The 12367-nt window shown below is 42.1% G+C and carries 15 protein-coding genes, 1 tRNA gene and 1 riboswitch; of the genes, 9 read left to right on the plus strand and 7 right to left on the minus strand.

Annotation, left to right across the window (positions count from 1 at the left end; all coding sequences use genetic code 11):
- Positions 1-84 precede the first annotated feature (84 nt).
- Together nrdG and NST85_RS03130 are read right to left on the minus strand one after the other, a co-directional pair.
- Positions 85-603, minus strand: coding sequence for an anaerobic ribonucleoside-triphosphate reductase activating protein (gene nrdG, locus NST85_RS03125; protein ID WP_341188509.1), 519 nt, complete (start codon positions 601-603; stop codon positions 85-87).
- Positions 600-2576 carry an anaerobic ribonucleoside triphosphate reductase gene (locus NST85_RS03130; protein ID WP_341188510.1) on the minus strand — a complete coding sequence of 659 codons (1977 nt, stop codon included), beginning with the start codon at positions 2574-2576 and terminating at the stop codon, positions 600-602. The genes nrdG and NST85_RS03130 overlap by 4 nt, the downstream gene beginning before the upstream one ends.
- Before the next feature lie 171 nt (positions 2577-2747).
- A riboswitch (cobalamin riboswitch) is annotated at positions 2748-2979 on the minus strand.
- Positions 2980-3179: 200 nt separating this feature from the next.
- Here NST85_RS03130 and NST85_RS03135 point away from each other — a divergent pair.
- Both NST85_RS03135 and NST85_RS03140 read left to right on the plus strand, forming a co-directional pair.
- Positions 3180-3479: an MTH1187 family thiamine-binding protein gene (locus tag NST85_RS03135; RefSeq protein WP_127190031.1), complete on the plus strand. Its 300-nt coding sequence runs from the start codon at positions 3180-3182 to the stop codon at positions 3477-3479.
- Positions 3480-3576: 97 nt separating this feature from the next.
- A tRNA-Thr gene (locus NST85_RS03140) sits at positions 3577-3648 on the plus strand.
- A 599-nt stretch (positions 3649-4247) separates the two neighbouring features.
- Here NST85_RS03140 and NST85_RS03145 read toward each other — a convergent pair.
- Positions 4248-4676: a DUF2752 domain-containing protein gene (locus NST85_RS03145; RefSeq protein ID WP_127190032.1), complete on the minus strand. Its 429-nt coding sequence runs from the start codon at positions 4674-4676 to the stop codon at positions 4248-4250.
- Between the two features lie 9 nt (positions 4677-4685).
- The gene (locus tag NST85_RS03150) at positions 4686-5030 is read right to left on the minus strand and encodes a DUF4234 domain-containing protein (protein WP_127190033.1); all 345 of its coding nucleotides are present in this window, start codon (positions 5028-5030) and stop codon (positions 4686-4688) included.
- 204 nt (positions 5031-5234) lie between these two features.
- Between NST85_RS03150 and NST85_RS03155 the strand changes: the two genes are divergently transcribed.
- Positions 5235-6323 carry an FAD:protein FMN transferase gene (locus tag NST85_RS03155; protein WP_341188511.1) on the plus strand — a complete coding sequence of 363 codons (1089 nt, stop codon included), beginning with the start codon at positions 5235-5237 and terminating at the stop codon, positions 6321-6323.
- Positions 6324-6438: 115 nt separating this feature from the next.
- Here the strand turns inward: NST85_RS03155 and NST85_RS03160 are convergent, their stop codons facing one another.
- A complete protein-coding gene (locus tag NST85_RS03160) occupies positions 6439-6900 on the minus strand; it encodes a GNAT family N-acetyltransferase (protein WP_341188512.1) in 462 nt (153 codons plus the stop codon).
- 187 nt (positions 6901-7087) lie between these two features.
- Between NST85_RS03160 and NST85_RS03165 the strand changes: the two genes are divergently transcribed.
- Both NST85_RS03165 and NST85_RS03170 read left to right on the plus strand, forming a co-directional pair.
- Positions 7088-7387 (plus strand): hypothetical protein, encoded by a 300-nt coding sequence (locus tag NST85_RS03165; RefSeq protein WP_127190036.1) that lies wholly within the window; start codon positions 7088-7090, stop codon positions 7385-7387.
- 25 nt (positions 7388-7412) lie between these two features.
- Entirely contained in the window at positions 7413-7538 is a 126-nt protein-coding gene (locus tag NST85_RS03170) for a hypothetical protein (protein ID WP_341188513.1), read from the plus strand.
- Positions 7539-7655: 117 nt separating this feature from the next.
- Here NST85_RS03170 and NST85_RS03175 read toward each other — a convergent pair whose 3' ends face one another.
- Together NST85_RS03175 and NST85_RS03180 are read right to left on the minus strand one after the other, a co-directional pair.
- Positions 7656-7814, minus strand: coding sequence for an asparagine synthase (locus NST85_RS03175; protein WP_127190037.1), 159 nt, complete (start codon positions 7812-7814; stop codon positions 7656-7658).
- Between the two features lie 562 nt (positions 7815-8376).
- Positions 8377-9471 (minus strand): FAD:protein FMN transferase, encoded by a 1095-nt coding sequence (locus NST85_RS03180; protein ID WP_341188514.1) that lies wholly within the window; start codon positions 9469-9471, stop codon positions 8377-8379.
- Positions 9472-9684: 213 nt separating this feature from the next.
- Here NST85_RS03180 and NST85_RS03185 point away from each other — a divergent pair, with 213 nt between their 5' ends.
- From NST85_RS03185 to NST85_RS03200, 4 genes are read left to right on the plus strand one after another with little or no spacing between them, the layout of a single operon-like run.
- Positions 9685-10074 (plus strand): NusG domain II-containing protein, encoded by a 390-nt coding sequence (locus NST85_RS03185; RefSeq protein ID WP_127190039.1) that lies wholly within the window; start codon positions 9685-9687, stop codon positions 10072-10074.
- Positions 10058-10612, plus strand: coding sequence for a Gx transporter family protein (locus tag NST85_RS03190; RefSeq protein ID WP_211350020.1), 555 nt, complete (start codon positions 10058-10060; stop codon positions 10610-10612). Before NST85_RS03185 ends, NST85_RS03190 begins: the two co-directional genes overlap by 17 nt.
- 50 nt (positions 10613-10662) lie before the next feature.
- Complete coding sequence (locus NST85_RS03195; RefSeq protein WP_341188515.1) at positions 10663-11505, plus strand: ATP-binding cassette domain-containing protein; 843 nt, start codon at positions 10663-10665, stop codon at positions 11503-11505.
- A complete protein-coding gene (locus NST85_RS03200; protein WP_341188516.1) occupies positions 11481-12365 on the plus strand; it encodes an energy-coupling factor transporter ATPase in 885 nt (294 codons plus the stop codon). Before NST85_RS03195 ends, NST85_RS03200 begins: the two co-directional genes overlap by 25 nt.
- Positions 12366-12367: the final 2 nt, after the last annotated feature.

A 12367-nucleotide genomic window follows, 5' to 3' on the forward strand; every position in this document is an offset into this window, starting at 1 on the left:
AGTAAAGTAGCGCCGATGAAATTGATATAATCATTAGGCTTAAAAAGTATCACAGAAGTTCAATTATACTAGAAACTTGAATAGCTAGAAAGAGTAAGTTGGTTTCCATAGCTTAATTTCCCCATGGGACAGGCTTTGTTGGATATCAATTAGCCGTTGATTGGAACTACCACAATAGAGTAGTGAAGGATCACGTAGTTTTTCGACGAAACGTCCGTCTACCAATACTTGGCAACGACGAAGTAACTCGTATTCCGGCGAATCTGTTTGTTCTATTAATTCTTCGTAAGTATAACCGCTATATATCCAAATCGATATCGGACCTACTTCTTGAACTAGTCGATCAATGAATGCACTAACCTCTGATGCAGAGAAGAAGGGGTCTCCTCCAAGAATTGTGACGCCACTGAGTAATGGGTTGTTCTTGATGTCGTTTATAATCTCCGCTTCCCGTTCCTTCGTGAAGGGATCGCCATAATTAAAATTCCAGGTGGCGGGACTGAAGCAGCCCTTGCAGAAATGGCGACATCCGCTAACGAAGATGGAGGCTCTTAGGCCTTCACCCTCATTAATTGATTCCGGATAGTAGCCACAGATGTTCATGTGTTATGCTTCAACCGATCCCGAACTTCAGCCTGTTTGGCAGAATTAAATCGAGTCTGATAATCTCCAGTAAGATACCCAGTAACACGGCGTAGACGGCGGATGTGCACATCATTCTCATGACTATTGCAAGAAGGGCAGGTTGCTCCGATAATTCCCTCAAAGCCGCAGGCTGAGCAGCGATCAATCGGGTGATTGATACTGAAATAGCTGACCTGTTGCGATAGAGCGTATTGAATGATTTTCAAGAACGCTGCGGGATTACTCCGGGCATTACCGTTCAGCTCAATATAAGAGATGGCTCCTGCATTACATAGATCGTGGAAAGCGGATTCTAGTTCAATCTTTCTAGCAGCACTAATAGAATAGTAGACTGGAATATGAAAAGAGTTCGTATAGTATTCACGATCCGTTACACCTGCGATCGAACCATAAGTGGACTTATCCCGCTTAGTAAACTTGCCGGACAAGCCTTCTGCCGGTGTGGCGAACAGGGTAATGTTCAGGTTGTGGCGCTCACTCTGACGGTCGCAATAATTACGCATATAGGAAATTAATTCGAAAGCTTTTTTGTATATGTCGTTATCTTCGCCATGATGTTTGCCGTACATAGCCTTCATACATTCTGCGAGACCAATGAATCCAATGGACAAGCTGCCATGTTTAAGGAGTTCGCCAACGGGCTCTTCTGGATGAAGATGTTCGCCGCCTTCCCATACGCCTTCTCTCATCATGAAGTCCGAGGCTTTGGCTTTCTGGGCCTTTTGAATGTTGTAACGGTGCAGTAGTCCTTCAAGTGCGATATCGAGATAATGATCTAACTCCCGGTAGAATCCGCGCTCATCAGCTACTTTACGTTGTCCTAATACGGTACCATGCTCCAAACCAAGCTTCACAAGATTCATCGTATTGAAGGAGAGATTTCCTTTGCCGGACAAATGATTACGTCCAAAGCGGTCGTGTAGTACTCGTGTACGACATCCCATTGTTGCGAATTCCGTATCAGGATCACCTGGCACGTAATACATCAAGTTTAGCGGCGCATCTAGGTTCGCAAAGTTTGGATAGAGCCTTTTAGCGGAACATTCTGCCGCTTTTAGAAATAGCGAATAGTTAGGGTCCTCTGGTGCTTGATTGACGCCTTGTTTACATTTGAAAATTTGAATGGGGAAAATCGGTGTTTCGCCACTGCCCAGTCCGCGCATCGTAGCTGTCAGTAGTGACTCTGTAACGAGCTTGCCTTCCGGTGAGGTGTCGGTACCATAGTTTATACTTGTGAATGGAATTTGCCCACCTGCACGGCTCGACATCGTATTCAAATTGTGAATAAGACTCTCAGCAGCTTGTAGTGTTTCACTCTCGGTTTCTTTGAGTGCAAATTTAAATGATTTAGGATAACTCTCTTGTAAGTCGCTACGGCTCATTGAGATGTAGCCCATGCTGTCATCCAAGCTACCTTCATCAAAGTAATCCAGACCTTTGCGGAAATATTTGAAGAACGACTTCGCTACAAAAGGAGCCAGGTCGAAATCTATTTTATTAGCTGAAACGCCGCCATATTGTGAATTTTGCTGGGATTGAAAAATAATAGCGACTAAAGCCATAGCAGTCATTATTGAGTTTGGAGGACGTACGCTCCCATTGCCGGTATTGAAACCTTCACGGAGTAATTTGTCGAATGGGATAAAAATGCAGTTGGTCGTGCCGATCGCATATTGATCAAGATCGTGGACATAAACAACATTATCTTTAATTGCTTGTATCAACCGTTTTGGCATAACGAAGTTTCCTGCATACCATTTGGCGTATTCACTACCGAATTTACTCATTTTGCCCGAGAAACTTTCCCCGTTCAAATTGGCGTTTTCGCGAAGCATCTCCAAATTTCGACTCTCAACGATTTCATCGCCCAGAGTAATTACTTCATCAAGCATTATTTCACGGTCGGTAAAAATAGGGTTTAACAACGCCATTTCAAAGTTCTCCTCCCAAAAAACTCAGCATTAATATAATATAAAAAGCATTCTCAACCCTACTAGGTCAAAAATGCCCGAATGCATCTCAAGAAAAGCCTAATGGCATTTCAAAAAATAGCTGAATGTCAGCTGCAAGCGGACACCATACCCGTTCCTCGCAGGATTGTTCCGGTGTCGTCTAAACAGGCAGGTATCCTGGCTTCCGGAATAGTCCTCCGACGCCTTCCCGCAGGATAGAAATAACTGCAGTGGCATTCTGTCGGATGATTCTTTAGAGGGTCCATATTAACCCTAGAAGCTTCCGGTTACAGTGGCGGGACCGCAGCGGAATTGCACCGCACTTCCCTTTTTAAGTCGCAGCGGGATTTCCCGCTGGATCACCTGTTTACACTATATTTGGTTGCGTTGTTACAAGAGTAACCCAATATATTGTGTTTGTAAACGGAAAATTTACAAAATAAACGATCGGATAATGGTCTGAAAGTGAAGGATTGGCTTCATGATGCGGGCTCGCGGGGACAAAATAAAATTGTGAACTTTTATTGCATCTGTGGAGTGGTTACAATAGAGAGAGGTGAAAATAATTAAGGAGGTTTTACGATGGCAATTGCGGAGGTAACGGTTATTCCGATCGGAACGGGAACGACTAGTCTCAGTCCCTATGTAGCAGAATTACAGCGAGTATTGGAGAAACAAGAGGGAATACAGTATCAATTGACGTCGATGAGTACGATTATTGAAGGCTCACTTGATCATATTTTTGCGGCAATCCGGGCCATACATGAAGCGCCTTTTCAATCTGATGCCCAGCGTGTGTCCACCTCGATCAAAATAGATGATCGTCGGGACAAAATTAGCTCTTCGGAACAAAAGCTACGCTCAGTGCGTGAGAAGTTATAGGAACTTTATTGAATAGAGGGAATCATTAGGCACTTATGCTTGCAATAATTTCTGAGCGTTGTATAATTGTTTTTGTTTCCCGCATAACAAGCACCATGCTGGTGTAGCTCAGGGGTAGAGCAACGCACTCGTAATGCGTAGGCCGGGGGTTCAATTCCCTTCACCAGCATCTTTATAATATACGCAGCCTTCTACGAAATTCGTGGGAGGTTTTTTTGATATTTCACATGGTCTATATATACATTTTATCCCAACAGAGGATATAATAAGTTATACGATAGTTTAGGAGGGATCCAAATTACTGCACAAGGTAGGGGAACACGCAATGCTACAGTAATTGTCTTATTACTAGTAGCTATTTTACTAGCGATAACGAACCCAACAATAGAGGATTTCAGCGAATATATCGTGAAGGAAATTACGAATGAAAGTGACGGTGTAATAGTACAAGGAATTGCTAACTCGTTGGGAAGATCTGTTATTGAGGCTACTAGTGAACGCGATAACTATGTTATTTTTTCAATATTTACAGTAATTGATGGTGCATCGTCTGGTAAAGTTCTAGGACTCTTAAACAGGATATTTATCACGTTATGAACATACATAATTAGCGCTGGCCTGCGGATATTCTCCGTATGGCCCTTTTTTATGAAATTTACCTTTCCTTCTTATCACCCACATGATAGTTATAGAAAAAAGAGCATGATCTCCCGTTTCCGAGAAACCATGCTCCAAATCTTTGTACCTGTTACCCTTAAACTATCGTTACTACAACCCAATCCATTGCTTCACAATAGTGAGCAGGGTGGGGATCAACGCATCCGGATTGTACACCATCGGCTCGATTTGATCGGGAAGCATGAAGATTAATCGTAAAATCCACACTGCTAGTAGCAAAATAATAAATAGGATAATAATTGGCTGACTTAATTTTTTATAAGCTGCGAGTATGCACATCAGTATAGGCATGATGAATAACGGATGGTATATCAATGCTGCTCCAATATCCCCTTGAAAGAGACTCATATAAGCTCTCGTCATACCACAAGCAGGACTAGGAATACCAAATACATTTGTAAAGATACAAATACTCCCTTGGAACAGAAGATTTACCGCAATACTAAGGAGTCCCACGACACCAAAAACGAAGATGGGCAGGAACCTCTTCCGGTCCAATTGTTTCAATGCACTAATCATATAGAATGATTAAGCTGTTATAAACTTATTAATTTTGTGCTGAAGAATTGCCACAGAAACAATCGAACCAAATAAATACAAGATAACGATCAATGCCGTATCATTAGTTGCATACCTATTTCCACGAGCAACATCCGCTTCATATATACGTGAACCTGCTTTGTAGAACGCAAAGAACCCGTAAATTCCGCAAGTGATTATTGTTAATATCAAATCTAGACCTGCGCTGCCTTCATTATCTCGGCTAATCTCTCTTGATTCATCCAAGACTTTGTACATCCAATAAATCCCGTAAATTCCGCATGTGATAATAGAAAAAAGAATACCCAAACCAATACTACGCTGTTGAACCAAAAGTCATCATTCCTCTCAATTTTACAAAATACTACTATTTTCACATATGATAAGGTATCAGAAGCCAAAATGGTAGTACTTTTATCTACTTCACCAAAAAATAAATAAGATAATGTATGCAAACGTGAATTTTTACACTTTTAGTCCTGTTTCTTTTCTGCTACAATCAAGGACGAAAATGACAGAGAGAAAAGAGGTTCACTTATGAAGAGGAACAAATCAGCAATTTTGCTGGTAATCATATCTATTGTTAGTACTCTAATCGGGGGCTGCGGAAATTCCGGTAATGCGAAGGAACCCACAGCAAATAAGGAGCAGTCACAGGCACAACAGAATAATGGGCCAATGAAGGAAACCTTTTTTATTTTTGATACCGTTGTGAATGTATCCATTTACGATGATCGGGCGACCAAAGAAAACCTTAAAGATATCGAGGATCTACTCAATAAGATTGATAACAAAATCAGCCGCACGAATAGTGAAAGTGAAATTTTCAAGGTTAATGCGAATAGCGGGATAGCTCCCGTACAGGTTTCTCCAGATACGTTCGAACTTGTCTCAATTGCGATAGATTATGCCAAACGGACAAACGGTTTGCTTGACCCATCGATTGGGAGGCTCGTTACCCTGTGGAATATTGGCCACGAAGGTGCTCATGTGCTTCCTATAGAAGAGATCGCTCCTATGCAACAACTTTGCGATTATCGCAAGATTGAAATGAACGAAGAAACTCATGAGATTTATTTACAGGATAAGGGCATGGAAATTGACCTAGGTTCCTACGGTAAAGGTTATGCCGCAGATGCCGTTTACGATTATTTGGCGGAGCAAGGATTCAGCAGTGCAATTATCGATTTGGGTGGTAATGTCTTTGCCATGGGCCAGAAACCTACAGGTGAAGATTGGAACATAGGGATTCAGGATCCAACCCAGGAGCGTGGCATTCCCATTGGTTCAATTCGCATTAATGACAAAACCGTTGTGACCGCAGGTATTTACGAGCGTTATTTCATTGAAGATGGAAAGATGTACCCACATATTATTAATCCGAAAACGGGATATCCGGTCGACAATAATATCAGCAGCGTAACAATCATAACTGACCGCTCGACTGATGCGGATACTATGGATACAGCCCTGGTACTTCTAGGAATCGAAGAGGGGCTGAAATTCGTGGAGAATATCCCCAATGCGGAAGTCCTCTTTATTACGAAGGACAAGAAACTGTATGCTTCTTCTGGATTTAAGGAAATGCTGAATAAAACCAATGATAGTTATACTTATGCAAATTGAAAGTAGCATATTAATTTAATTCTCAAAAAAAGTAGGGTGAATAACAAGAGGATGTCCTTTAAGCCATATAAATTAGCTAAGGGACATCCTCTTGTTCATGTTAAGGAAGGATATATTATCGTAGTTGTTTCTCATAGCAAAGACTGGACCCACAATCCACATACTCTCCGTATTTATCGATGGGATAATACCCGTGCTTCTGATACAAAGTTATGGCTTCTGGGAGTTTTTCTCCAGTCTCTAGTCTAATGGTTGAGTAATTCAAAGCTAGGGCTCTATTTTCTAGGTCGTTAAGAATCGCTGTCGCTATTCCACGATTTCTAAATTCAGGGTCTACAAAAAATCTCTTCAATTCTACGATTTCACCATCAATAGGTTTGATTGCGCCGCATCCAACTGCAATTTCGTTAAAATATGCAACGATAAAGATGGTCTTGTTATTCTTAGAATCGGTAAGATCTAGCCCGAATATCTCACTTGGTGGGTAGACCTGTAATAAATAATGATCAAGTTTTGTTATTATACCGTTCAAATCTGGATGATCAGCAGTGACCTGCACCAATGTTACGTTGTCCATTTTACCCATTCCTTCCTTCATTCAAGTGCTAGAGCCGAAATATCTAAGTTGAAATTATCTCTTGTGCATCTACTTATTGTCAATGAAAACAAAACTAACGTTTTTTAAAAGCATGAATGCCACGTACGCATTTTTATTTTCAGCATAAGATGTCTAATATGACTTAAATGAAATGGGAGGGTACCGTATGGCTCCCCTTGATAGAAATAAGAAGCAGAATTGTAAACGTTCAACGCCAAAGTCCTCCCTGAAGAGTAAAAATTTAGAGATCATTGTAGCCTCGCTACTGTTAACTGGTAAATTAAAAGTGGATTCTATAGAACTCTTTCGGGAAGCATCAACCGTTATTAGTCTAGTTGGTAAATTCAATACTCTTGGTGACTTGAGTAATCCAAATATAGGGAAGATGACACAATTTCTAGATGAAAATGGTGGAATGACTTTGGATGAAGTATTTGCAGCTTTGAAGAAGAAGAGTGGAAGATAAAGACATCTGACTGAAGAGGTGAATTATGAGTAATTCATTTGATGGAGAGGGTTTCGCAGAGGCAGTCATTGTAGTGATATTAATAGCCCTATTTTTCTTTGGTTCTGAGGATATTGGGGATTTATCAACAGGGCCTACACCAGCGGACTAATAAATAGAGGGGGATTTTCTATGCGAGGGCTTAGACTTTGGTGCGTATGAGATTGGGACAGGCTAAAGAAAAAAGTGTATATACCGGGAGGAATTCCTCCCGGGTCACCCTCCAAAGCTAGCGTCGGTCAAACAGGTCAATGGCACCTAGCACGACATGTGCGAGGCCAAAACCAAGAGCTCCCGTTGCAGCAAGTTTATACTTGCTTCCAAGCAGTGATGCAGCAGAAGCGGATACTACAGCTCCGAGAACAGTAGGAATCATACCTTCACGCATACGAAACACCTCTTTGAGTTAGTTTGGAAGACATCGTTATTCTGGGCTCAATTATGGTTTGTTATTCGTGCGTAGAGTGATATTCATTGAAAATAAATTATTAAATAGAAAATCGCCCTGCGGATTATCCGCAGGGCGATTGCCTAGCTCCGGTTCCAATGAAGTGGATAATGGGGGACCGGACTTAGTTATAATGCTGTATGATAATCTGTCTTTTATGTACACGTTAAAAGACATCAACATCGGTATTCCTACTTGTACAAGTACCTGTTTTTCTAAAACGACAAAAGCCCTACCTCTCTTTCATCCTTGCGGCTCCGAAGACCGCGCCAGTGTGAATCAGAAACAAATTCTTACTCTTGGGTCAATAGAATAGGAATGCTATACCTGAAACGGTATATAGAAGGGTTGTACGTTGAGGAATCTAAAACCGAGGATAATCAATCAAATTATATTATATAACAATATGCACAGGTATGTCAATAGCACGACAAAGAAAAACGGGTAGTTGATATTAATGTATCAACTTACCCGTTAAACATTTGATATAATAGTTGTTTATCTAATTCGCAAATGTATAGCTGTCATTCGTTTTATTCAACAATTCTTTGAAACCAGAAGTGCCATAAAGCTTCTTATCTTTCGAAATGAACAACGCCTCGGCGTCGGGTGTATTTTCGATAAATTTGAGCCCCTCTTCGATTCCAAGCACGAATAATGTAGTAGATAAGGCATCAGCATCGGTTGAACGATTGGTCACGATGGTTACGCTATTGATATTATTGTCTACAGGGTATCCCGTTGTCGGATTAAGGATATGCTGGTACAACTTGCCATTCTCTATAAAAAAGCGTTCATATATCCCTGAAGTGACGATGGTCTTATCCTCGACTTGGATGGTACCAATAGAAATTCCTCTCTCTTGGGTGGGGTCTTGAACACCAACGGTCCATTTCTTGCCACCGGGTTTACTACCCATAGCAAAGACATTGCCGCCGAGGTCGATAATGGCACTGTTGAACCCTTTGCCAGCGAGATAATCGTAAATGACATCTGCTGCATACCCTTTACCAATAGAACCAAGGTCGATGTCCATGCCTTTTTCCTGTAAATAAATTTCATGTGTATCGTCGTTCATCTCAACCTTACGGTAGTCACTTAGCAGCAATGCCTCTGCGATGTCTTCCTTAGCGGGAACATGCGCACCTTCATGCCCAATGTTCCATAGTCCAACGAGCTTACCGATCGCGGGATCGAACAAGCCATCTGTACGCTCGGCGTATTCTAGTGCTTTGGAGACGAGATCATACGTATCTTCTGATACTTTAACAGCTGCAATACCTGATTTAGCATTGACCTTAGATATTTCACTGTTTTCTTGATTGCGGCTAATTTTTTGGTCAATATTTTTCAGTATATTCTCAATGTCTTGTAAATTGTCCTTGGTCGCTCGTGTGTCGTAAATTTTGACATTTACAACCGTATCGAATATAAAATAGGTTTGGGATAGTGGCTCGAGTGTTTCGTACTGAGATGAATTGCCGCTCGTAATTTGGGTAGAGTCCGCTGCATTATTGTTATTGCCAAAGCAGCCACTTAACAGACTGGCGAATAGAGCTAGGGTGGTAAGTGTGATTGTAAGTTTGTATTTTTTCATTAGAAGCCTCTTTTCTTCCTGTCAGTTCGTCATTGATTTTAGCAGATCGACCTTTATTACACAAATTGGATTCCAAAAGACGACTTCCGAAGTGAGAGTTTTGTGAAAAGAGGTGAAATAAACACAATAACAGACGTTATTCATTGAAGGTTGATCTAGTTCCATGTATAATGAATAAGATTTATATAATCAAAAAATAAGGGAGTTTACCCCATGAAACGCGGAGATATGCTATTAATCGGCTTGATTGTTATCGTTGCGCTTGCATTTCTAGTTCCTAGGTGGTTTGAATCTAGTGAAAAAAATCACAACGAGACACCAAAGGTTGCTAATATTACAGTTGATGGAAAGTTATTTAAAACCGTTGAATTGACAAAAGAAGAGCAGATAATCGATGTAAAAACAGAATTTGGGTATAATATATTAAAGGTTCACGATTACGGGATCGAGATGATCGAAGCAGATTGCCCTGATGAAGTATGTCTGTCGTTTGGATTTGTTGAGCGGAATGGGGGCACTATTGTTTGCTTGCCTCATCGAGTGCTAGTTGAAATCGAGGGGATTCCTGGGGAAGGTGATGATGTCGATGTCATCGTTAAATGAGCAATCTAGTATCGCATTAAAAAGAACGGTGATCATTGCGATCTTTGCCGCTGTGTCTGTAGTTCTTAGTCTCGTGGAAATGTACATCCCTGTTAATATGAGTGTTCCAGGCGCGAAGCTAGGCCTCGCTAATATTATGGTGCTGACCTGTCTATATTTTTTACGGACGAGGGACGCTTTCATGATGGTCATACTTAAGACCTTGTTAACGTCTTTTATGTTTGGGACTTTTTCTAGCTTTTTATTCAGTATTATGGGAGCGTTGTTCAGCTTTGCTGCGATGTGGTTCCTGCTACTGGTGGGACGAGATAAACTGAGTGTAATCGGAATTAGTATTATCGGTGGGATTGCGCATAACTTCGGACAACTCACTGCAGCAGCACTTTACTTTGGAACTTTAAATATTTTTTATTATTTGCCTATGCTTATGATTATGGGAGTTCTGACGGGGATTGCAGTAGGTATCGCGGTGAGATATTTAATACCGGCACTCTCCAAACTGTCTCTATTTGATAGTTTTCTGGCTAAAACATCTTGATCGGGTGTAGTTGACCAGTTCCTAGCTGGTCAAGAAGGGGGAAGAGGGTTATGGAAGGAACAAAACTAGCCTATGATCTGCAGCAGGTTTCCTTCGCCTACGAACCGGAGCATCCGGTCCTCAGCGATGTGACACTAAGCATTACCTCTGGAAGCTGGGTATCGTTGGTTGGTGCCAACGGTAGTGGAAAATCGACGCTCGCCAAGCTACTTGGCGGGCTTCTTGCTGTGAATGCCGGAAAGATCATTGTAGAGGGTACCCCGCTGCTTAGGGAGACGGCTTCACTTATTATGCCCCGTATCGGCATGGTATTCCAAAATCCAGACAATCAATTTATTGGTGCTACCGTTGAAGAAGACATTGCTTTTGGACTGGAGGGCCAGTGTTTACCACGTGTAGAAATGGTGTCTCGAGTGCAGCAATACGCGGAGAAGCTAGGGATACAGCATCTACTTTCCAAACATCCATCCGAGCTATCAGGAGGACAGAAACAGCGTGTAGCAGTGGCTGCGATTCTAGCAATGGAGCCTGCAATTATTATTTTTGATGAGGCATCTTCTATGTTGGATGAGCAGGCCCGCGGTGAATTGTTACATATTTTGCGAGACATGAGAAGCAATGGAGATTACACCATGGTGTCGATCACACATGATGCTGAAGAAATTATGGCCTCGGACCGAGTGATTGTACTTCGGGATGGGACCGTTGCCGCTGATGTAGATCCGGATACATTATTTAGAGACGATGCTTTGTTGGATTCTTGTCGGTTGATTGCTCCTTACCACATTCGGTTAATTCAGGAACTTGAAGGACGAGGGATTAAAGTTCCTCCTTTTCCCAATGCTGATAAGGAGGTGGAGGGGACCCTATGGCCATTACTTTTCAACAAGTGAGTTTTGCTTATGATGCTAAGAATCTTTGGCGACATGGAGCATTGGAAGATATAGACCTAAAGATAAATGAGGGTGAATTTGTGGCGATCGCCGGTGCTTCAGGCTCGGGAAAGTCAACGCTTCTGCAGCACCTCAATGGTATTCTGATGCCCACGACAGGCAAGGTTCAAGTTCTTGACGTTATCATGTCCGCTGGAGAAAAAACACCTAAATTGATGGAACTTCGTCGACGAGTTGGATTGGTATTTCAGTTCCCTGAACATCAGCTCTTTGAAGATACGGTAGAGAAGGATCTCTGTTTTGGACCACTTAATTTCGGAAGCAGCAAGGTGGAAGCGAAGGAGCAAGCTAGTAAGGCACTCTCTATGGTGGGCTTGGACGACTCGTTCCTTGAACGAAATCCGTTCCATCTGAGCGGAGGGCAGATGCGTAAAGTAGCGATTGCTACCGTACTTGCGATGGATCCAGATGTGATTGTGCTGGATGAGCCCACGGCGACATTAGACCCGCAGAGTAGGGCGGAACTTGCGGAACTACTGTACCGTCTGCGGAGGGATCAGGGAAAGACGGTAATTGTTGTAACACACCGAATGGAAGAAATGCTGCCATATGTAGATCAATGGATTGTGATGCAAGATGGGCGTAAGACGTTTCAAGGCTCAGCTGCGGAGCTTACTCGGGAAGCATTGAAACTTGAAGCTAGTGGCCTTGCACTCCCGTCCTGCATTTCCTATTGGAATCAAATAGCCACCCGATTCGGACTGGAAATGGAAGAACCTTGTTTGACTGTAGAGGCTCTGGCGGAAAGGTTAGAGAGGGTGCTACAAGTTCATGATACGGCAGAAGGGGGTGGCGGTTAAAG

The sequence above is a fragment of the Paenibacillus sp. FSL K6-2524 genome, from assembly GCF_038005525.1.
GTDB classification, from domain to species: Bacteria; Bacillota; Bacilli; order Paenibacillales; family Paenibacillaceae; genus Fontibacillus; species Fontibacillus anaericanus.

Coding starts and splice junctions, on each gene's coding strand:
- NST85_RS03130 (WP_341188510.1), bottom strand. CDS start 2,576: ATGGCGTTGTTAAACCCTATTTTTACCGACCGTGAAATAATGCTTGAT.
- NST85_RS03135 (WP_127190031.1), top strand. CDS start 3,180: ATGGCAATTGCGGAGGTAACGGTTATTCCGATCGGAACGGGAACGACT.
- NST85_RS03175 (WP_127190037.1), bottom strand. CDS start 7,814: ATGCGTGAAGGTATGATTCCTACTGTTCTCGGAGCTGTAGTATCCGCT.
- NST85_RS03190 (WP_211350020.1), top strand. CDS start 10,058: ATGTCATCGTTAAATGAGCAATCTAGTATCGCATTAAAAAGAACGGTG.
- NST85_RS03180 (WP_341188514.1), bottom strand. CDS start 9,471: ATGAAAAAATACAAACTTACAATCACACTTACCACCCTAGCTCTATTC.
- NST85_RS03145 (WP_127190032.1), bottom strand. CDS start 4,676: ATGATTAGTGCATTGAAACAATTGGACCGGAAGAGGTTCCTGCCCATC.
- NST85_RS03200 (WP_341188516.1), top strand. CDS start 11,481: ATGGCCATTACTTTTCAACAAGTGAGTTTTGCTTATGATGCTAAGAAT.
- nrdG (WP_341188509.1), bottom strand. CDS start 603: ATGAACATCTGTGGCTACTATCCGGAATCAATTAATGAGGGTGAAGGC.
- NST85_RS03170 (WP_341188513.1), top strand. CDS start 7,413: ATGAGTAATTCATTTGATGGAGAGGGTTTCGCAGAGGCAGTCATTGTA.
- NST85_RS03185 (WP_127190039.1), top strand. CDS start 9,685: ATGAAACGCGGAGATATGCTATTAATCGGCTTGATTGTTATCGTTGCG.
- NST85_RS03160 (WP_341188512.1), bottom strand. CDS start 6,900: ATGGACAACGTAACATTGGTGCAGGTCACTGCTGATCATCCAGATTTG.
- NST85_RS03155 (WP_341188511.1), top strand. CDS start 5,235: ATGAAGAGGAACAAATCAGCAATTTTGCTGGTAATCATATCTATTGTT.
- NST85_RS03165 (WP_127190036.1), top strand. CDS start 7,088: ATGGCTCCCCTTGATAGAAATAAGAAGCAGAATTGTAAACGTTCAACG.
- NST85_RS03195 (WP_341188515.1), top strand. CDS start 10,663: ATGGAAGGAACAAAACTAGCCTATGATCTGCAGCAGGTTTCCTTCGCC.